The following is an 18,647-nucleotide window of genomic DNA, read 5'->3' as shown; positions in this document are numbered from 1 at the left end:
CGCTGATGTATACACCTAAACATTTTCAACTAACCGACCATCAGGAAGCTATAAACTTTATGCAGAAGTATAGCTTCGCTACGATAGTTACCATGTTGAACGGTGTACCCGAGGCCACTCACCTGCCCTTTTTGGTTGAACAGCGTGGCGAACAGCTACTTCTTATTTCTCACTTTGCCAAAGCAAACCCGCAAGCTGCAACAGCTTTCAATGAAACAAGCCTGGTGATATTTACAGAGCCGCATGCCTACATCTCCCCTGCCAATTACGAAAAAGAACTCAACGTACCTACCTGGAATTATATCGCCATCCACGCGTACGGCACGGCAACGATAATCGATGACAAAGACCAGGTTGCCCAATTGTTAGAGAAAATGATCGGCGTTTATGAAGCAGGATATCGCGAGCAGTGGGATAACTTGCCGGATGATTATAAACTTAAAATGATGGATGGTATTATAGCCTTTGAGATTTTAGTTGATGACTTGCAAGGCAAAAGCAAACTGAGCCAAAACAGAACAGCAACCGAGCGCGAAAGCATCATCACATCCTTAAGCGATTCACTGGATAAAAATGATCAGGAAATTGCCGCGTATATGTCGGCTATGAAGAAAGATTCCTAATCTTTGGTTTCTGTTTTATAAGAAGCGTTGATGAGCCTGTTGAGCGATAATCCCTGCACTACAATAGAAAATATCACGATAAAATAACTTCCCGACAGGATCAAATGCCGGTATGGCGATGCCGGTAAAGCCAATGCAAGCGCTATAGAGATCCCACCTCTTAGTCCTGCCCAGGTAAGGATATTAATACTGCTGTAATTAACGTTTAATGACCGCCGCAGAAAGGTTAGCGGCAACATAATACTTATCCATCTTGCCCCCAGTATAATCACGATGGCTATGCCGCCGGTTATCCAGTAATTGCTTATGAAGGGTACATTCACCATTTGCAGGCCAATCATCACAAAAAGCACAGCGTTCAGGATCTCATCTATCAGCGACCAAAATTTCTCTAACGCCTGGTGCGAACGGTCTTTATTATCAACATTGATGGAACGGCCACCTACAAATAAACCCGCGGTTACTACCGCTAATGGTATTGATAAGTGCAGGTAGGATGCAATTACAGAATCGAACATAACCAGTGCCAAAGATACCAACACTATGGTCTGGAAATCATTTACAGATTTCATCAACTTAAAAGCCAGCCACCCGGTGATGGCCCCAAATAATATTCCTCCAAAAACTTCCTGCGTAAAAAGTAAAATTGCTTTACCAACATCCAGGTTGTCTACCCCGGATTGTGTTACCTCTAATATCAACAGGAATAATACTAAACCCACACCATCGTTGAATAACGATTCGCCGGAAATTATAGTTTCGAGGTTTGAAGGCAGTTTGGAGCCTTTGATAACCGCTGCTACGGCAACCGGGTCAGTTGGTGATACCAGCGCACCAAAAAGCAGGCAATAAATAAACGGCACTTTAATACCTATCAGCCCCGTTATCCAATAAAATAACCCACCAAATGCTGCTGTTGAGATAATTACACCTAAAGTGCTTAAGATCAATACAGGTCGCATTTCCCGTTTTAGCTTATGGGTATCCAAATTAAACGCCGTGGCAAACAATAAAAATCCCAACATAATATTCAATACCGTGGTAGAAAAATTAATATGCTTGGCTAAAACAGTAAGGTGTTTGGCTATAGCGGGGTTAAGGCTTTCTATAATAATTGTCAAAATGGAACCTAAAATTGCGAGCGTAACTATCCCTATAGTCCCCGGTAGTTTCAGGAACCTCGCATTGATGTAGGAGTACACGGCGCTAACGATGATGAGCAGCGCTATAATCAGGAACATATTCATCCGGTAATTTCCTTATCTAATTTACCGCGCTACCGGGTCCATCGTCATGGTATCTGTTTTAAAATAATGAATAATGAGCCTGTTATCACTGTTGCGGGTAAGGTAGTTAACAGCCCAGTTAAAAAACACAATGGCCTTGTTGCTAAACCCTGCAAGCGACATTAAGTGAACGAACATCCACAACAACCATGCAAAAAAGCCTTGGAAACGCAGTTTATGCAGGTCGGCAACGGCTTTGTTACGGCCAATGGTGGCCATAGTACCAAGATCGGTATAAGTAAATGCGGTAGTTGGCTCACCGTTGATGAGGTTAGTGATGTTCTTAGCAAGATGCTTACCCTGCTGTAGGGCAACCTGCGCCACACCCGGGAAACCCATTGGATGTTGTTCGGTAACCACGGCAGATACATCGCCAATGGCAAATACATTGCTGAAACCTTTAACACGGTTTATCTCGTCGGTAACTAAGCGGCCGCCCTTCATCACACTTTCTTCGGGCATGCCGGTTGGCACTTCACCCCTAACACCTGCCGCCCAAAACACATTGCGGGTGTTGATAGTTGTACCGTCGTCAATTTTCAACAGACTTCCATTGTAGCTCTCGACGTGCACGCTATTGTAGATGGTGATATCCATATCCGTCAAAAACTTTTTGGCTTTGATGGATGCCTGCGGCGACATGGCGGCTAACAATTCGGCCTTGCCTTCGACCAAAAATACCTTCATATCGGCATTGCAAAGGCCGGGATAATCCTTACATAAAATAAATTCGCGCAGTTCTGAGATAGCTCCGGCAAGCTCCACGCCTGTTGGTCCGCCCCCTACTATTACAAAGGTAAGCAAGGCATCGCGTTCTGCTTTATCGGCTGTTACCAGTGCTTTCTCCAGGTTTTGGAGGATCAGGCTACGGATGTTCAATGCCTCTGCCACGTTTTTCATGGGCATGGTGTTGCGTTCCAGTTCCTTATTGCCAAAGTAATTAGTGTTGGCACCGGTGGCTATCACCAGGTAATCGTATTTAAGATTGCCAATGTTGGCGGTAACTATTTGTTTCTCCGTGTCAATGCTTTGCACTTCGGCCAGGTGAAATGTAAAATTCTTTTGCTTATTAAAGATACGCCTGATAGGGAAACCGATGGAATCGCCCTCGATAGCCCCCGTAGCTACCTGATAAAGCAGCGGCTGAAAAGTGTGGTAATTATGTTTATCCAGCAGAAGGACCTCTACCGGTGCATCCTTTAATTTTTTAGCCAGTTGTACGCCGCCAAAGCCGCCGCCAATAATAATAATGCGGGGCAAAGCGCTATTTTTTTTATCCATATGTTATATAACCGGCTGCAAATTAACGAATAAACAACCGCTCGTTTATCATCTAACAGGATAAAGCGGATATGTGTTTTAACATGGAAGTTTTTTTAGTTAAAACGTAAAAAGCACGAAGGTTTTAGCTTCGTGCTTTTATGAAAATCTAATGACCATCGGGTTATATCTTCTCGTAGAACTTATAAAGATAGTCCGGGTTTTTGATGCCGTAGTCTTTAATGTCATTGCTTATAGCTACCCAATCATTAACGGTGTATTCTTTGGTGCCTGTTTTAACTTCGTGCACAAAACGGAAGGTAACATGGTCGCCCCATTCTAATTTGTTCAAAGGGAGCAGACGGTTTTATGTTGAATTTTATTTTATAACCGTTCGACTCCACAACTGCACTTCTGCGCAGCAGCAAAAAATAAAAAGTATAAAAGATACCGGTAAATGCCGACACCTGTAGCAGATAAATTATGGCTTTCATGGTGTTAAATTTTTATCTATCATTTCCTGAATTTTTTTGATATCGTCCTCACCCAGTTTTTGTTCTTTAACCATAAAGGATAAAAGGCTGTCTACCGAGTTATCAAAATATCCCGTAAACATTTTTTTGAAGGATGCCTTGCGGTAGTCGGCTTTGCTAATGGCAGGGAAGTATTCGTAGGTTTTGCCGTAGGCTTTGTAATCTACATAGCCCTTCTTTTCCAACAGTCTAACTACAGACGATATAGTGTTATACGGCGGCTTTGGCTCATCGGGCATAGCTTCAATGATGTCCTTCACAAAAGCCTTCTTCAGGTTCCAAAGTACCTGCATTACCCGCTCTTCTGTTTTTGTTAACTCTTCCATAAATCAAACTTATAACTTAGATTTCAGTTATAAATTATATATCGTTGATTATAAGTGTTTTAATTTTTAACCAAGGAGAACGCTGTAGTATAAGTTATAAAGATTGAAATGGTTTCCATGTATAACTTTGTGCCCTCTGTGAAAAACGCTATTGCCTTTGTGGTTAAAAAACCTACACCATCCCCAAAAAATAACTATAATTGCCATCGAACTTATATATAATACTGTATGCAAGCCCTGCACATCATCAAAATTGGCGGTAACGTAATAGATAACTCAGAAAACCTGCACCGTTTCCTGAAAGATTTTACCGCGCTGGATGGGGTCAAGATCCTGGTGCACGGCGGCGGCAAGGTTGCCACCCAGATCTCGGAAAGTATGGGTGTCGAGGCCAAGCTGATCGAGGGCCGCAGGATAACCGATATAGATACCCTGCGTATCGTCACCATGGTTTACGGCGGGTTAATCAATAAGAACATGGTAGCCCAGTTACAACGCTATGGTAATAATGCCATTGGCCTTACCGGTGCCGACGGTGATTTTATACGCGCTAAAAAACGCCCCGTTAAAACTATCGACTACGGTTTCGCAGGCGACCTTTTCGAGGGGTCTATCAATCCCCAAAACATTGCTAAGTTATTAGATGGCGGCTTTACCCCTGTTTTTTGTGCACTAACGCACGATGGCGAGGGGCAGCTGTTAAACACAAATGCCGATACTATTGCATCGGCACTGGCGGTGGCCCTGTCTAAATTATATGAAACAACGCTCATCTACTGCTTCGAGAAAAAGGGTGTTTTGCAGGATATTAATGATGAGGATTCGTTGATAAGGGCTATAAATCCCGAACGGTACGAGGAATTGAAGCAGCAGCAGATCATCCACAGCGGGATGATCCCTAAATTGGATAATGCCTTTACTGCTATTGCCTGTGGGGTTAAGGCAGTAATCATAGGTCACTCAGATAACCTTGGGCAATTAGAGAAAAAAGAAAGTTTTGGTACGCGTTTAAGCAAATAAAATGGAAACACAACAACATATAGCCATATTAGGCAGCGGTAACATAGGGCTCGCGTTAGCCAAAGGGCTGGTAAAAGCTGGGATCTTTACCCCCCAGCAAATTACCCTAACCCGCCGTAATGTAGCCGCGTTAAGCAACCTGGCAGATGAAGGCTATAACGTAACTCCCAACAATGCCGAAGCAGTTACAAAAGCTGATATTGTGGTATTAGCGATATTACCGCAGCAATTGAATAAGTTGTTAGACGAGATAAAACCGGCTGCTAATCAAACCAAACACCTGCTTATCTCTGTGGTATCGGGTGTTAGTTGCCAGGACATCCGTACACAGTTGGGGTTGGATGTGCAGGTGATCCGCGCGATGCCTAATACCGCTATCGCCATAGGGCAAAGCATGACTTGCATTGCTACCGATAACGCATCGGCGGAAAATACGAGTTTGGTGCTATCATTGTTTGATACCGTTGGGGTAAGCATCCAGATAAACGAGGAACTGATGACATCGGCCACGGCGCTTTGTGCCTGTGGTATCGCTTTCTTCCTGCGTGCTATCCGCGCTGCATCACAAGGTGGTACCGAAATTGGTTTCCATGCGCATGACGCCCTTAAAATGGCCGCACAAACTGCGAAAGGTGCCGCCGACCTCCTATTGCAACTGGCATCGCACCCCGAGCAGGAAATTGACAAGGTAACATCGCCAAAGGGCTGTACCATTGCCGGCCTTAACGAGATGGAACATAATGGCTTTAGCTCGGCTATGATAAAAGGTATCAAAACATCTGCCGAGAAAGCCGGTGCCCTTTATAAAAGTGAGTGATTTTTTAAACGCTTATTTTAAAGCACTCAAAACCTACCAATGTTATACGCAAAGTTCTTGATTTGTGGAAGCCGATTGATTAGATGCTGAAAGCATACAAAGTGATGGCAGATAATTACTGTGTTTAACAGAAAGGCGCTGCCCTTTTAGGAGAATATTGGGGCAAGGCCATCTAAAGGATCGTAACGGGACTAATCCGGTTCGTTTGTTTTCTTCTCTGGTGGGGTTGATACTATCTCGCCAAATTCATTGACATAAGCCATCATACCGTCTAAGTCGCCACCGGTCGAGCTTTCCTGGCGCTCTTGTTTACGTTGTGCTTTATCTTCTTTCTTTTTTGCCCTGTTTTTTTCGAGCTGTTTCTTCATGAATGTTGCCTGGGATTTAGCCATAGTTTTATCGGGGTTAAATGAACAAAAAAAGCACCTGCCTGTGTCAGCAAATGCCCTGTTTTGTCACAATGTACGTATTTTAATTGGATTTACCTATAAATAAAATCTTTTAAACAGTATGTAAATGGGTAGCGTGCTGTAAATCAGATAATAATCTTTTAAGCTTTCTGGCCTGTTTACACTCTGTTTTATTAAAAAAGTAAAACTTGCACATTTACAAAAAATAAATATTAGCTTTAAGAAATTCCTCCCTCCGCGCAATCATTTTAATGGCACTGCCGTACTTAAAATTGAATAGCTGCGTTCAATTGTGGGATTCTTTTAAACATCAAATATTAACGCCATGAGTAAAGACAGAAAAACGGTAAAGGAAGTTAAAAAACAGCCTACCGTAAACGTAAACAAAAAACAATCGTCATATCAATCGGGTAAAAGTTCGGCTTCTTCCGATCCATCAAGCAAAAAATAATTAAATGAACGAACAAAGCATCGAGCTACAAACAAAAATGTACCTGTACGAGTTAAATAACCTTGCCAAAGAGCACGGCTTTAAGGCCGACGATAATTGGGAATTTAGCATGGCATCAACTGCCGATAAGGTAAAGTTGCAGCGTAATTACTTCCCTACCAATGCCACCAAAATGGGGCCAGAGGTATTGTTACAGGTTTTAAACCTTGTTAAGGCCGGGCTTAAGCAAGCTTACACAAATGACGACAGCCAGGTTGATAAACGTACCATCATTGCAGATGAGCTTGATTATCTGGTGGCGTTTAACCCAAAAAGGCCAAGGACTTAAGTTCTTTAATAAATTTGTCATGCTGAACGTATGTGAAGCATCTAATCGCCTACTGTATGTAGATTAGATTTTCGCTGCCACTCAGGATGACAATTGTATTTTATAATCTCTCCGTAGCTAAATTAGCAAGCTCGCTCCTCTCGCCTTTTTGCAGGGTAATGTGGGCATAAAGCGGATGGCCTTTTGCCTTATCTATAAGATACGATAAGCCGTTACTTTCCGCATCCAGATAAGGGGTATCTATCTGGTAAATATCGCCTGTAAACACAAACTTGCTGTTTTCGCCTGCGCGGGATATAATGGTTTTTACCTCGTGCGGGGTTAAGTTCTGCGCCTCATCTACAATAAAGAAGATCTTGCTTAGCGTACGCCCGCGGATAAATGCCAGCGGTGTGATAGAGATCTTATCATTTGCCACCAACTCATCCAGTTTGGCCTGCATCTTCTCGTCCTCGGCAAACTGATCCTTAATAAATTTTAGGTTATCCCAAATTGGGGCCATGTATGGGTCTATTTTTGATTTTACGTCGCCGGGCAAAAAACCAATATCCTTGTTGCTTAGCGGCACTATTGGGCGTGTTACAAAGATCTGGCGGTAATGCTTGCGCTGCTCCAGCGCACTGGCTAAAGCCAGCAGGGTTTTACCTGTACCGGCGTTACCCTGTATGGTTACAAGCTTAATATCCGGGTGCAACAGGGCGTGGATGGCGTACGCCTGTTCGGCGTTACGCGGGTATATATTTAATACCGGTTGCTCTGTCACTTTTTCCAACAAACCGCTTTGCGAATTGTAAAAACCAGTTGCCGAGCCATTTTTGCTGTTTAAGATATAAAATTGGTTGCCGGCTTTCGGGTCGACGTCCAGCTCGTCTATAGAAAGGCTATCGTTCTTATTCAGTTTGGCTAAAAGTTTTTCTGTAACCCTATTCAGCGTGGTTTTTCCGCTGTATAATTCTTCCAGGTTTTTCACCTTGCCGGTTTCGTAGTCTTCTGCGTAAAGGTTAAGGGATTTTGCTTTCAGCCTAAGGCAGATATCTTTCGATACCAATATCACCTTCTTATCCGGGTTCTCAAACTGCACACCCAGGGCGGCGTTCAGTATGCGGTGGTCAATCTTATCAGATCCAAAAACAACTTCGGCATCGGCACTGCTGTTTTTGGCATCCATGATCACTTTGAAACAGCCTTTGCTTTTAACGTTTAGCGGGATCCACTGGTTTATCAGGCGGCTTTTCGACATATCGTCCATCAGCCTGATAAAGCTGCGGGCCTCAAAATTGCGGGTATCGTTGCCGCTCTTCATATTGTCCAGCTCTTCTAATACCTGTATAGGTATGGCTACGTCATGTTCCTGGAAGTTCTCAAAGGCATTATGGTCATAAAGTATGACCGAGGTATCCAGCACAAATATTTTTTTCTTTCCGTTGGTTTTTCCTGTAGATTCCTTCATCAATGCAAAATAGGCATTTTGATTGGGGACTTGCGGCAGTTGTTGAAAATGTGCCGATTGTTGGGAAAGCTGAACAGCCGCCAAAAATTCACCGCAATCGAAATCCCCTTAAAATAGGAAAACGGAAGCCTCTTCTTGCGAAATGACTCCCGTTTTTCCTGCCCTCATGAATGACCATAGCCCGTCATGAAGCATCAAGTTTTGTGTAAAATTAACCGACCTGCTCCCCTCTTTGTTATTGCGAACGCTGATGTCTCTTTATCCCTGCAAATGCCGATGTCTCAAATGTTAACACTGATGCTGATCTTGTCTGTCTCCTTGCGGATGGCAACTCTTTCAGATCCGTTCCGTATGTGTCCTTCGTTCCTCTTGCGAGTGCAGATGGGTCATCTCGTATACGAATACTGATCTTGTCACTTCTCCCGAGGGGAAGTCGACTCCTTCGTTATCCGTGCAACGCTGATACCTCTTTATTCTTTATGAATGCCGATGTCTCTTTGTTACGCTAACTCCGATTCCTTCAAGGTCATTATTTTGTTTGCTACTTTCCGTAGACTCTCGCAAAACCCATAATACCTCGTTAACCATTTCCGGGATAAATTACTTTCGTATCCTATTCCCTTCAAATGACTCAGGCACTTCCCTTATCTTTAGTTCCCCCTGAGGTTCACCCGATTAAGTTTCTGTATTCCTGTAAGGCTGTCAAAGTACGTCGTTCTTGATGATTACAATATAGGGACATGCAGGCCCTTTTTGCAAATTTATTTTGGTTTTCTTTTTAACACGTTATTAACAAAAATTTAAGGTTTATCCACATGGGTTTGATATTAACAGATAAGACTTTATGCCGCCTGAAGCAGGTTTATAAACATTGCCCTTTATCCACAGCATTTACTTTAATGCACGTATCTCAATAAATTAAAAAAGCGTAAAATAGACAATATCAGATTTTCTCTGTTAAATGCTTCCAATATCTTTTAGGGATGTGGCGCACATGCAGTTTCGTGTTTTTGCGCGACGGGATGTTCACACTGGTAAAATAATTCTTCCATAGATGCTGGTAGATGCTTTCATCTTCGGTAAAAGCGGCCATTACGTCGCTTGGTTTACTATCGTTGGCAAAGTCAAGCGATATAAACTCGCAATTATGCAGGCTATAATAGATGCCGTATTTGCGCCTGATATCATAGATGATCCATTTTTGATCGGCATAGCGGCTTTTAAAATGGCGGATCAACAATGGCAACACATTAAAGTCGGGCTCTACCCCGGCATAAAAAGTATCATCCTTTAATTTTTGAAACCGGACAAAGGCCTCCATCCTATGCTTTTCGCGCCGTACCATGCGCACCATTTCTGAAACACGCATTACATACTTATTGCCGTAATCTTCCTCGATATTTTGTTTGGCATCAAATGCATAGCGCAAATAACCCATCAAATTATTATCCTCGCCATCCATTTCGGCAAGGTGGGCGGCATACAGGCGTTGTACCCCCATTGCCGAGATCTTTCGGCTTAACCCTTTCAACACCCGGTTAGCGCGCGCCTCATCGGTTATCACCTGCAGCTTATTTTCAAACATAGCACTGGTATCCGTGCCGTTTTTCTGCAGGTTTACCTCGTCCAGTTTGCGGTCATATACCTCAAACACGGCGGTAAGTAAACCCTCAAATGTGCCATCGTAGGTTAGGGTTGTCATATTTAAAATAGGTTTAGCTGCACCTGCGTGTTCTTCAAAAATTTGCTTTGCGATGTTGCCAATATAAATTGCTTGATGTTGCTGCCGGTTAGGTCTCGATTTTCAAATTGGGGGCTATTACAAGTGATGAAGTATTTGGCGCGGTTTAGGGCCACTCCCATTTTTTTAAGCTGATCCCAGTTAAGTTTGCCGAACATGCGTGCCTTAACAATTTTTTGTGCCGATAACAAGCCGATACCGGGCACGCGTAAGATCATTTGCAGATCGGCCTTGTTAATATTAACCGGGAACGACTGCATATTGCGGATGGCCCAACTTAGCTTAGGGTCGATATCAAGATCGAGATGTGGCTGGTTGTCATTTACTATCTCGTTCACTTTAAAACCGTAGAAACGCATCAGCCAATCGGCTTGATAAAGGCGGTTCTCGCGCACCATGGGCACGCTGGTATTTAAGGCAGGCAAACGGCTATCTGCCAATACAGGCACATACCCCGAATAATAAACCCGTTTTAAATTAAAGTTTTTGTAAAAGTAGTTGGCCGATTGCAGTACCTGGCTATCATTCTCTGGCGTGGCGCCAATAATAACTTGTGTGCTTTGCCCGGCCGGTGCAAATATCGGCGCTTTTTTAAAAAGCTTCTTCTCTTCCTTACGTTGAATGATGGCATTTTTTAGAAAGCCCATCGGTTTTATCATGTCGGCCTGATTTTTATCGGGCGCTAACAATTTTAAACCTGCTTCAGTAGGCATCTCCAGGTTAACACTCAGGCGGTCGGCGTATAGGCCGGCTTCGTTCGTCAGTTCATCGCTGGCACCTGGAATAGATTTAAGGTGGATGTAGCCGTTGAAATTTTCTTCAGTACGGAGTTTTTTGGCAATACGGACAAGGCGCTCCATCGTATAATCGGCATCTTTAAAAATGCCTGAACTCAGAAACAAACCTTCAATATAATTACGGCGGTAAAAGTTAATGGTAAGGTCTACAACCTCCTGCACGGTAAAGGCCGCGCGTTGGATATCATTACTTTTACGGGAAACACAATATGCACAATCGAAAATGCAATGGTTAGTTAGCAGGATCTTTAGCAGCGACACACATCGCCCATCTTCTGTATAAGAATGGCAAATTCCATTACTGGCATTACCAAGGCCCTTGTTCTCGTTTTTACGTTTACTGCCACTGCTGGAGCATGATACATCGTATTTTGCCGCATCGGCCAATATGTTCAACTTCTCCGTTATCCTATCTACATTCATATCATTTCAAAAATACTAATATAATTAGCAATTTATATGATGATATAAAATATATTTCAGTTGTTTTAGGAGTAAAAATTAAATTCGCTTTACTATCTTAGCTTATAAATGACATCACCTATGCCAGATTTAGATCCAAGCTTTTGTCAGCACCTGCAGGCCATAAAAGGAGTTAAACTAAGCGACGACCAGGTATGCGAAGAGTGCGTAAAACAAGGCACCGAATGGTTCCATCTGCGTACCTGCCAAACCTGTGGCGTAACGCTATGCTGCGACCAAAGCGATGAACAGCACATGACTAAGCATTATAATGCCGAACACCACCCCGTAATAGCATCGGCCCAGCCCGGCGAACGCTGGCTTTGGTGTTATCCTGATGAGCAATTTGCGGAGTATTAATTATTCGGAAGCTTCTTCGCCTTTTTCACCAAGTTCAACTATATCGCCTTCTTTAAATAAAATGGCTTGCAGGGTTTTGCGCCATACGGGTTTCTTGCGCAAAAGAAATTCCAGGTCCATACCAAAGTGTTTAAATTCTTCGTGTTGGGCGTTCTGCATAATTGCTTTTGCCTGCGGGTCTTTCTCTACCGAGATGCGTTGTTCGTACCAGTTGATGGCCTCAGCCTCTTCGCCAAGGGAAACTATCATACGGGCAAAGGTGCGGGTCTCGTCCGACAATTCATTTGCCGGTTCGTGGTATTGATCAAATGCCATAGCGTTTTGTTTTACAGGATAAAATGATTCTATTATATCACCTCGTTGATGCTCATTTCCCTTATTTCTTTAGACACATTGGGACGGCCATTTTTGAATGCCTTACGCGGGGTTAAGCCCAACAACTGGAACATCGCCATATCTTCATCAAATGATGGGTTTGGTGTAGTCAATAATTTTTCGCCGGCAAAGATAGAGTTGGCGCCTGCCATAAAACACATAGCTTGCTCAACCGTACTCATTTCGGTACGGCCTGCAGATAGTCTTACAACGGTTTTAGGCATGATGATACGCGTGGTTGCTATCATCCTCACCATATCCCAAACAGATACGCGTGGCTGATCGGCCAGTGGCGTGCCCTGTACGGGTACCAATGCGTTAATAGGTACAGACTCGGGGTGCTTTGGCATGTTTGATAAGGTCTTCAGCATCGAGATCCGGTCCTGTGCGGTTTCGCCCAGGCCGATAATACCGCCGCTGCAGACAGAGATCTTTGCTTTGCGCACGTGGTCTAAAGTTTGTAAACGGTCGTCATATGTACGGGTAGTGATGATACGTTTGTAATCATCTTCAGAGGTATCTAAGTTGTGATTGTAAGCATACAGGCCTGCATCGGCTAAACGCTGTGCCTGGCTTTCCGTAAGCATGCCCAATGTACAGCAAACTTCCATATCCAGCTCGTTCACGGCTTTCACCATTTCAATCACCTTGTCGAAGTCGCGGTTATCGCGTACTTCGCGCCATGCAGCACCCATACAAAGCCTTGAAGCACCACCATTCTTTGCTTTTTGTGCTACCGCAATAACTTCTTCTTTCGGCATAATAGCGTGCACATCAACGCCGGTATTGTAACGCGCCGCCTGCGGGCAATAAGCGCAATCCTCCGGGCAGCCGCCTGTTTTTATAGAGATAAGCGAGCTTATTTGCACCTCTGCGTAATCTTTGTTCTCGCGGTGAATGGTACCCGCGCGAAAGATGAGGTCAAGTAGTGGTGAGTGATATATTTTTGAAATTTCTTCCTGTGTCCAGTCGTATCTAACTTCAGTCATAATAGTATGCGTTTTGAAAGGGTCAAAATTATAATAAAAGTTGGCTTGCAAGCCACAAAGGCAGCAAAAATCCAATACAGTCTGTAAATGTAGTGATGATGATAGATGACGCCACTGCAGGGTCTATCCCTACCCTTTTTAGTATCAGCGGGATACCTGCTCCTGTTAATCCGGCTATCAATAAGTTACCCGTCATGGCCAGGAACAACACCAGCCCAAGCATAGGGTTTTTATCGTAAAATATCGCAAACATCAACACTATCAAACCATTTGCGCCGCCGTTTATCATCCCAACGGATACCTCTTTTACAACGGTTGTGTAGGTTTGCCTGTCTGTAAGGTCGCTTAACGAGATACGCCTAACGGTTACCGCAAGTGCCTGTGTTGCCGCGTTACCGCCCATTCCGCTTATAATGCTCATGTAGGCCACAATAATAGGCAGGCGTTCTTCCACATCACTAAAATGCCTGATGACGGATGCCGCCAAAAATGCGGTTCCAAGATTAACGATCAACCACGGCAAACGGCTTTTTACAGCGTCCTGCCAGTTACCGCTCAACTCTTCATCTTCAGATACTCCGGAGATCTTTAAAATATCCTCGGTGTTCTCGGCCTCCATAACGTCGATGATATCATCCACTGTAATGCGGCCCAATAGCTTCATATCGTCGTTAACTACAGGGATGGTAGTCAAGTTGTATTGCGAGATCAGTTTGGCTACCTCTTCCTGGTCAAGCTCGGCTTTAACATAAACGTAGTCGGTTTGTACCAGATCGCGCACTTTGGCTTCGCTGCGTGCTTTTATAATATCTTTAATAGAGACAATTCCCTGTAAGATCTTAGCGTCGTTAACCACGTAAATGGTATAAAATTCCTCCATCTCTTCAGATTGACGGATGATCTCGTCGAGCGCTTCTTTCTTATCCAGGTTGATGTTCACGCAGATCACGTCCGAGTTCATCAAACCACCGGCGGTGTCCTCGTCGTAGTTTAACAACGCGCGGATGCTGGTTGCATCTTCGTGGTCAATATCGTCAAGAATTTCCTGCTGGTCTTCCTCGTCAAGTTGAGAGATAATATCCGTCGCAACGTCATAATCCATCTCTTCAACAATCTCGGTACGCTTTTCGGGGTGCAGGCCTATCAAAAGCTCTTCGGGGTGGGCCTCCTCGTCCATCTCAGAAATAACCTCGGTGGCAATCTCAGTAGAAAGAAGATTAATGATGCGTTCCTTTGCTTCCTGCGGCAGCCTTTCGAATAAAATGGCAATCTCCGAAGAGTGGTACTCTTTCAGAACCGACTGTAATTCAGCATCATCGCCTTCGAGGGCGGTTTTAATGCGGAGTAGGTCGGTTTTATCTATTTCAAAAGATTGCATATGCAGGCAAAATAAGCAATTTTACTGAAAAGGCGAACCGGGATTTATGCGATTATTTGGTTTTTGATTTCAGCTACCCACTATAAATATAAATCGCCTTTGCCCCGTTTACTTTATTCAGCTTACTTATCGCCTGTTCTACCTGTGTTTTACGGATAGATAATTTTATCAGGCAATTCAATTCTGAAACCTGCTCCAATATTTGTAATTGTTCCTCTTTTATAATGCGCATTACGTCATTCATCTGCACGTAATCGAAAGTTATGGTGTAGATGTCGTTCACGGTTTTTTCGATAACTTCTGATACATCCAGCGCCATTTCTGTTGCGGTTTTATAAGCGTTGATGAGGCCGGGAACGCCCAATAACGTACCGCCAAAATAGCGGACTACCACCACCAACATATTGGTGATATTGCGTGATAACAGGGTATTTAAAATAGGCCTGCCCGCGGTGCCCGATGGCTCGCCGTCGTCATTTACACGGAACACCGAACGGTCTATCCCTAACCTTATCGCCCAGCAGTGGTGATTTGCTTTTGGGTGTTCGGCCTTTAATTTAGCTATGATGGGTTTAATATCATTATCTGATGTTACCGGGTAGGCATACGCCAGGAACTTGCTCCCGCGGTCGCGGAAGATATTTTCGGTGGGTGCGATAATGGTTTTGTAGGTATCGTCGAACAGCACGCGTTATTTATTTGAAATGGTAATCACGATAATAGCAACAATTGCCAGCGCAACCCCTATTTTGTTAAGCACGCTTAGACGTTCGTTAAACACCACAAGGCCCACCAAAGTACCTAAAGCAATAACGCCGATGTTCATAGCAGAAAATACGGTTGATGGTGTGCCCGATAATTCTTTATGCGCTTTTAAGTAAAATAAAATATTACCGAAATTAGCCACACCCAATATCCACCCAAAGCCAATATGCGGCCACGAGAATTTAGTTTTTTTGGTGAAAATTCTGATGCCCAGGATGAGAAGTGCTATCACAAACGACAAAATGTAGATCACAAAAAGCGAAGTGGTATATGGCACAGCATTAAACGCCGCTACCTGTTTAAACAGGGTATCGATGATCCCTATCCCGAAGAACACGATAAGCAAATAGATCCACGCGTTTGATATTACCTTGCGGTTAGCTGTTTTCTTTTGCCATGGAATGCTGCAAAGTATGGCAGCAAAACCTATTACAAGGCCCACAACTTTTAACGTGTTCAGTTTATCGCCAAACAGCAGGAACGAGGCAAGCAGCGGGATAAACAGCGACAAGCGTTGCGCTACATCTGTACGCACGATCCCGGCCACCCTAACCGAGACAGCCATCATCATAAAAATTACCGGCAGCAAAAAGCCTACCGCCACGTAAATGCTAATCGGAGCATTTTGCAGGCTGGGCACACTTGGCCTGAAAAATAACCAGGTAAGCAATATGGCCATGCTGTAATTCCACGTAATGGCCTGGAATACGTCTATTTGGTAACGTTTAGCCAGTTTCAGCATGATGGAAACAATTACGCTGCAGCAAATACTTAAAAAAACGTATAGCATGTTTTTTACAGATTAGGTAGGTGTATTTGTAATGATCTGTAAGTTATCGGCCCAAACCATTTGTTCCGAAATTACTGTCCCGGTTACTGTAGGCGCTGTAATACCGTTCTGCAATACAGATGCGCCGGTAAAAATACGTGCTTCATCCCATAAACCGGCATCAATGAACGAGTTTAATGTATGCGCCCCACCCTCAATTATTACCGACTGGATATCCTGCAGGTATAATTGGAACAAAATATATTGCGGTACAAAGCGGTCAAAATCTTCAAGGGCTATATATTTATTCTTGCCGTCCACATCAAACTTAACCTCGTTAAATATCAATGTTTCAACCGATTGGTCAAATACGTTCAAAGTTTTACTTAGCTCCAGCTTTCGGTCTATCACCACCCGTTTAGGCGAGCGGCCTTCCGCGTAACGCACATTCAATTGCGGGTTATCGGCCAGTACAGTGTTCTTGCCAACCAGTATGGCATCTTCCAGGGCGCGCCATTGATGTACAAGCTTACGGCTTTCGGGGCCGGTAATCCAATGCTGGCTGCCATCTGCCGGGGCAAAAAAGCCATCGGCAGTTTGCGCCCATTTCAGGATAATGTATGGCCGTTGCTTTTGCACTTTGGTGAAAAAGCGGCGGTTTAGCCATTGGCATTCTTGCTCTAACACGCCGACTGAAACTTCTACCCCTGCCGCCTGTAGTTTTTCGATGCCTTTACCATCCACCTGTGCAAATGGGTCGCGGCAGCCTACTACTACTTTGGGGATGCGGTGTTTTACGATAAGATCGGCACAGGGCGGCGTTTTACCGTAATGCGCGCAAGGTTCTAACGATACGTATATGGTGCTTTGCTGTAACAGGTCGGCATGGTTATCATATTTGTCTGTCACCATTTTAACGGCGTTTACCTCGGCATGGGCTTCGCCATATTTTTGATGGTAACCCTCGCCTATTATATTGCCATTCCATACTATCACAGCACCAACCATGGGGTTCGGACTAACCGAACCTGCGCCCAAAGCGGCCAGTTCAAGGCAGCGCTGCATATAAATATCATGTAATGCCATTGTGCAAAAGTAGGTTTTATGTTACTTTGTTGCATGAAAACTATTAAGGATGTATTCCTTTCCTTTCAGCAAGGTTTAAATGAAGTGTATGACAGCCGTGAAACAGCGTCCGTTGCGCTATTGGTGCTGGAAGAAATTACCGGTATATCCCGCGCTAAGATCAAAGCTTTCCCCGATGATGAGATAGCAGGCGAAGCTGCTGATAAGATCCAAAGCATCCTTGATGAACTTAAAACAGGTAAACCCGTACAGTATATTTTAGGAAGCACAGAGTTTTACGGGTTAAACTTTTTAGTGAACCCCGCCACGCTGATCCCAAGGCCGGAAACGGAGGAATTGGTGGAATGGGTTTTGGAAAGTCAAAAATTGGAAGTTAATAGTCAAAAGCCGGTTTCGGTCTTAGATATAGGTACCGGCAGTGGTTGTATCGCAATTAGCATTAAAAAGAACCTACCCAAAGCCTTGGTCATGGCGATAGATATTTCTGCGGATGCTTTGCACACGGCCAAGCAAAACGCTGTAATAAATGAAGTGGAAGTGAAATTTGTTTTGGACGATATTTTAAATACAAAATTAGATATTGAAGATTCGAAATTCGACATCATCATTTCGAACCCGCCTTATGTTACGCTTGAGGATAAATTGCAGATGCACCAAAATGTAACCGGGTTTGAGCCCCACGGCGCCCTTTTTGTACCCGAACATGACCCACTGATTTTCTACAAAACCATTGCCGATTTTGCTTTACAACGCCTCTCTGATAATGGGTTACTCTTTTTTGAGATCAACGAAAATTTTGGCAAAGAAACTGTGGAGCTATTGAGCGATAAAGGGTTTATTGCTATTAAGTTACGTAAAGATATGAGCGGCAGGGACAGGATGGTGAGGGCAGTAAAAACTATGTAATATTCGAATTTAATTGCTTATCAGCTGACTCATTTCACCTTCAAATTTTCCGCCGGATGTAGCAGTCATGTTTACAACACCAAAGTTTTTACCGTTATAAAATACATAGCAATTAATTGCCTTGTTAGCCTGTACTTTAACGGTTACTGTGCTTCCTGCTTCAGGGGTAAAACCATAATTAAAATCACCGCCATTTTCTTGTGTAACATCTATAACGTTATTGGAATTGCTAGTGCTTTTTTGGGTGATTGTAACATTAAACGGTGTACCTGCAGCTGTTGTTGTATGCACCCTGAAGATCTTATTAACAACATCATAATCAGGCGCCGGGCCTTCGTCAAGTTTTTTGCAACCGGTGTTCGCAACAAATAATATCGAACAAACTATAATTGCCAGCCCTTTTAAATTTTTCATATTTGAGTTTATACGAGTTATAATGCAATAACATGGTTATTGTTTCTTAAAAAGAGATAAATCTTTAGATAACTTAAAACTTATGGCTATTAATTTTTAAC

At 43.6% G+C, this 18,647-nt stretch carries 22 protein-coding genes; 7 read left to right on the top strand and 15 right to left on the bottom strand.

From position 1 onward, the window contains the following. Window positions 1-5 precede the first annotated feature (5 nt). A complete protein-coding gene (locus tag ABIB39_RS12335; RefSeq protein WP_354430403.1) occupies window positions 6-623 on the top strand; it encodes an FMN-binding negative transcriptional regulator in 618 nt (205 codons plus the stop codon). On the opposite strand, the gene ABIB39_RS12330 is transcribed toward ABIB39_RS12335, so the two are convergent. The 4 genes from ABIB39_RS12330 to ABIB39_RS12315 all read right to left on the bottom strand — a co-directional run bounded on the left by ABIB39_RS12330 (window position 620) and on the right by ABIB39_RS12315 (window position 4,028). Beyond that, window positions 620-1,864 carry a cation:proton antiporter gene (locus tag ABIB39_RS12330; RefSeq protein ID WP_354430401.1) on the bottom strand — a complete coding sequence of 415 codons (1,245 nt, stop codon included), beginning with the start codon at window positions 1,862-1,864 and terminating at the stop codon, window positions 620-622. The two genes, ABIB39_RS12335 and ABIB39_RS12330, sit on opposite strands and share 4 nt — an antisense overlap. Window positions 1,865-1,891: 27 nt before the next feature. Beyond that, complete coding sequence (locus ABIB39_RS12325) at window positions 1,892-3,190, bottom strand: NAD(P)/FAD-dependent oxidoreductase (RefSeq protein WP_354430399.1); 1,299 nt, start codon at window positions 3,188-3,190, stop codon at window positions 1,892-1,894. A gap of 163 nt (window positions 3,191-3,353) precedes the next feature. Beyond that, window positions 3,354-3,521 carry a hypothetical protein gene (locus ABIB39_RS12320; protein WP_354430397.1) on the bottom strand — a complete coding sequence of 56 codons (168 nt, stop codon included), beginning with the start codon at window positions 3,519-3,521 and terminating at the stop codon, window positions 3,354-3,356. A gap of 138 nt (window positions 3,522-3,659) precedes the next feature. Then, on the bottom strand, window positions 3,660-4,028 hold the full coding sequence (locus ABIB39_RS12315) for a BlaI/MecI/CopY family transcriptional regulator (protein WP_354430395.1): 369 nt from the start codon (window positions 4,026-4,028) through the stop codon (window positions 3,660-3,662). Between the two features lie 228 nt (window positions 4,029-4,256). Between ABIB39_RS12315 and argB the strand changes: the two genes are divergently transcribed. Together argB and proC are read left to right on the top strand one after the other, a co-directional pair. After that, window positions 4,257-5,048, top strand: coding sequence for an acetylglutamate kinase (argB, locus tag ABIB39_RS12310; protein WP_354430393.1), 792 nt, complete (start codon window positions 4,257-4,259; stop codon window positions 5,046-5,048). A 1-nt stretch (window position 5,049) separates the two neighbouring features. After that, window positions 5,050-5,865 carry a pyrroline-5-carboxylate reductase gene (proC, locus tag ABIB39_RS12305; RefSeq protein WP_354430391.1) on the top strand — a complete coding sequence of 272 codons (816 nt, stop codon included), beginning with the start codon at window positions 5,050-5,052 and terminating at the stop codon, window positions 5,863-5,865. A 191-nt stretch (window positions 5,866-6,056) separates the two neighbouring features. Here proC and ABIB39_RS12300 read toward each other — a convergent pair whose 3' ends face one another. Next, window positions 6,057-6,257 (bottom strand): hypothetical protein, encoded by a 201-nt coding sequence (locus ABIB39_RS12300; RefSeq protein ID WP_354430389.1) that lies wholly within the window; start codon window positions 6,255-6,257, stop codon window positions 6,057-6,059. A gap of 343 nt (window positions 6,258-6,600) precedes the next feature. Here ABIB39_RS12300 and ABIB39_RS12295 point away from each other — a divergent pair, with 343 nt between their 5' ends. Both ABIB39_RS12295 and ABIB39_RS12290 read left to right on the top strand, forming a co-directional pair. Further along, complete coding sequence (locus tag ABIB39_RS12295) at window positions 6,601-6,726, top strand: hypothetical protein (protein ID WP_354430387.1); 126 nt, start codon at window positions 6,601-6,603, stop codon at window positions 6,724-6,726. A 4-nt stretch (window positions 6,727-6,730) separates the two neighbouring features. Then, window positions 6,731-7,054: a hypothetical protein gene (locus ABIB39_RS12290; protein WP_354430385.1), complete on the top strand. Its 324-nt coding sequence runs from the start codon at window positions 6,731-6,733 to the stop codon at window positions 7,052-7,054. A gap of 100 nt (window positions 7,055-7,154) precedes the next feature. On the opposite strand, the gene ABIB39_RS12285 is transcribed toward ABIB39_RS12290, so the two are convergent. The 3 genes from ABIB39_RS12285 to ABIB39_RS12275 form a co-directional block, all read right to left on the bottom strand. Further along, on the bottom strand, window positions 7,155-8,504 hold the full coding sequence (locus ABIB39_RS12285; RefSeq protein WP_354430383.1) for a PhoH family protein: 1,350 nt from the start codon (window positions 8,502-8,504) through the stop codon (window positions 7,155-7,157). 943 nt (window positions 8,505-9,447) lie between these two features. Continuing rightward, window positions 9,448-10,206, bottom strand: a complete 759-nt coding sequence (locus ABIB39_RS12280) for a TIGR03915 family putative DNA repair protein (protein ID WP_354430381.1) — start codon at window positions 10,204-10,206, stop codon at window positions 9,448-9,450. Window positions 10,207-10,208: 2 nt separating this feature from the next. Beyond that, window positions 10,209-11,465, bottom strand: a complete 1,257-nt coding sequence (locus tag ABIB39_RS12275; protein ID WP_354430379.1) for a putative DNA modification/repair radical SAM protein — start codon at window positions 11,463-11,465, stop codon at window positions 10,209-10,211. Window positions 11,466-11,585: 120 nt separating this feature from the next. Here ABIB39_RS12275 and ABIB39_RS12270 point away from each other — a divergent pair, with 120 nt between their 5' ends. Next, window positions 11,586-11,864: a UBP-type zinc finger domain-containing protein gene (locus tag ABIB39_RS12270; protein WP_354430377.1), complete on the top strand. Its 279-nt coding sequence runs from the start codon at window positions 11,586-11,588 to the stop codon at window positions 11,862-11,864. Here the strand turns inward: ABIB39_RS12270 and ABIB39_RS12265 are convergent, their stop codons facing one another. From ABIB39_RS12265 to ribD, 6 genes are all read right to left on the bottom strand, one after another. After that, window positions 11,865-12,179 (bottom strand): ferritin family protein, encoded by a 315-nt coding sequence (locus ABIB39_RS12265; RefSeq protein ID WP_354430375.1) that lies wholly within the window; start codon window positions 12,177-12,179, stop codon window positions 11,865-11,867. A gap of 32 nt (window positions 12,180-12,211) precedes the next feature. Beyond that, window positions 12,212-13,228: a biotin synthase BioB gene (gene bioB, locus ABIB39_RS12260; protein ID WP_354430373.1), complete on the bottom strand. Its 1,017-nt coding sequence runs from the start codon at window positions 13,226-13,228 to the stop codon at window positions 12,212-12,214. Window positions 13,229-13,256: 28 nt separating this feature from the next. Beyond that, window positions 13,257-14,606: a magnesium transporter gene (gene mgtE / locus ABIB39_RS12255; RefSeq protein ID WP_354430371.1), complete on the bottom strand. Its 1,350-nt coding sequence runs from the start codon at window positions 14,604-14,606 to the stop codon at window positions 13,257-13,259. A gap of 73 nt (window positions 14,607-14,679) precedes the next feature. After that, window positions 14,680-15,294, bottom strand: a complete 615-nt coding sequence (locus tag ABIB39_RS12250; protein ID WP_354430369.1) for an IMPACT family protein — start codon at window positions 15,292-15,294, stop codon at window positions 14,680-14,682. 3 nt (window positions 15,295-15,297) lie between these two features. Next, a complete protein-coding gene (locus ABIB39_RS12245) occupies window positions 15,298-16,161 on the bottom strand; it encodes a DMT family transporter (protein WP_354430367.1) in 864 nt (287 codons plus the stop codon). Between the two features lie 12 nt (window positions 16,162-16,173). Then, window positions 16,174-17,226 carry a bifunctional diaminohydroxyphosphoribosylaminopyrimidine deaminase/5-amino-6-(5-phosphoribosylamino)uracil reductase RibD gene (ribD, locus tag ABIB39_RS12240; protein WP_354430365.1) on the bottom strand — a complete coding sequence of 351 codons (1,053 nt, stop codon included), beginning with the start codon at window positions 17,224-17,226 and terminating at the stop codon, window positions 16,174-16,176. A gap of 33 nt (window positions 17,227-17,259) precedes the next feature. Between ribD and prmC the strand changes: the two genes are divergently transcribed. Beyond that, the gene (prmC, locus tag ABIB39_RS12235) at window positions 17,260-18,132 is read left to right on the top strand and encodes a peptide chain release factor N(5)-glutamine methyltransferase (RefSeq protein ID WP_354430363.1); all 873 of its coding nucleotides are present in this window, start codon (window positions 17,260-17,262) and stop codon (window positions 18,130-18,132) included. Window positions 18,133-18,141: 9 nt separating this feature from the next. Here the strand turns inward: prmC and ABIB39_RS12230 are convergent, their stop codons facing one another. Then, window positions 18,142-18,546: a hypothetical protein gene (locus ABIB39_RS12230; protein WP_354430361.1), complete on the bottom strand. Its 405-nt coding sequence runs from the start codon at window positions 18,544-18,546 to the stop codon at window positions 18,142-18,144. Between the last annotated feature and the right edge of the window lie 101 nt (window positions 18,547-18,647).

It is taken from the genome of Mucilaginibacter sp. UYP27 (genome assembly GCF_040547175.1).
Lineage (GTDB): Bacteria > Bacteroidota > Bacteroidia > Sphingobacteriales > Sphingobacteriaceae > Mucilaginibacter.
The sequence above is the reverse complement of the archived record's forward strand: the minus strand, read 5'-3'. Positions and strand labels throughout refer to the sequence as shown.

Coding starts and splice junctions, on each gene's coding strand:
- ABIB39_RS12265 (WP_354430375.1), bottom strand. CDS start 12,179: ATGGCATTTGATCAATACCACGAACCGGCAAATGAATTGTCGGACGAG.
- ABIB39_RS12230 (WP_354430361.1), bottom strand. CDS start 18,546: ATGAAAAATTTAAAAGGGCTGGCAATTATAGTTTGTTCGATATTATTT.
- ribD (WP_354430365.1), bottom strand. CDS start 17,226: ATGGCATTACATGATATTTATATGCAGCGCTGCCTTGAACTGGCCGCT.
- mgtE (WP_354430371.1), bottom strand. CDS start 14,606: ATGCAATCTTTTGAAATAGATAAAACCGACCTACTCCGCATTAAAACC.
- ABIB39_RS12290 (WP_354430385.1), top strand. CDS start 6,731: ATGAACGAACAAAGCATCGAGCTACAAACAAAAATGTACCTGTACGAG.
- ABIB39_RS12315 (WP_354430395.1), bottom strand. CDS start 4,028: ATGGAAGAGTTAACAAAAACAGAAGAGCGGGTAATGCAGGTACTTTGG.
- ABIB39_RS12300 (WP_354430389.1), bottom strand. CDS start 6,257: ATGGCTAAATCCCAGGCAACATTCATGAAGAAACAGCTCGAAAAAAAC.
- bioB (WP_354430373.1), bottom strand. CDS start 13,228: ATGACTGAAGTTAGATACGACTGGACACAGGAAGAAATTTCAAAAATA.
- ABIB39_RS12270 (WP_354430377.1), top strand. CDS start 11,586: ATGCCAGATTTAGATCCAAGCTTTTGTCAGCACCTGCAGGCCATAAAA.
- ABIB39_RS12295 (WP_354430387.1), top strand. CDS start 6,601: ATGAGTAAAGACAGAAAAACGGTAAAGGAAGTTAAAAAACAGCCTACC.
- ABIB39_RS12285 (WP_354430383.1), bottom strand. CDS start 8,504: ATGAAGGAATCTACAGGAAAAACCAACGGAAAGAAAAAAATATTTGTG.
- proC (WP_354430391.1), top strand. CDS start 5,050: ATGGAAACACAACAACATATAGCCATATTAGGCAGCGGTAACATAGGG.
- ABIB39_RS12325 (WP_354430399.1), bottom strand. CDS start 3,190: ATGGATAAAAAAAATAGCGCTTTGCCCCGCATTATTATTATTGGCGGC.
- prmC (WP_354430363.1), top strand. CDS start 17,260: ATGAAAACTATTAAGGATGTATTCCTTTCCTTTCAGCAAGGTTTAAAT.
- ABIB39_RS12275 (WP_354430379.1), bottom strand. CDS start 11,465: ATGAATGTAGATAGGATAACGGAGAAGTTGAACATATTGGCCGATGCG.
- ABIB39_RS12280 (WP_354430381.1), bottom strand. CDS start 10,206: ATGACAACCCTAACCTACGATGGCACATTTGAGGGTTTACTTACCGCC.
- ABIB39_RS12245 (WP_354430367.1), bottom strand. CDS start 16,161: ATGCTATACGTTTTTTTAAGTATTTGCTGCAGCGTAATTGTTTCCATC.
- argB (WP_354430393.1), top strand. CDS start 4,257: ATGCAAGCCCTGCACATCATCAAAATTGGCGGTAACGTAATAGATAAC.
- ABIB39_RS12335 (WP_354430403.1), top strand. CDS start 6: ATGTATACACCTAAACATTTTCAACTAACCGACCATCAGGAAGCTATA.
- ABIB39_RS12330 (WP_354430401.1), bottom strand. CDS start 1,864: ATGTTCCTGATTATAGCGCTGCTCATCATCGTTAGCGCCGTGTACTCC.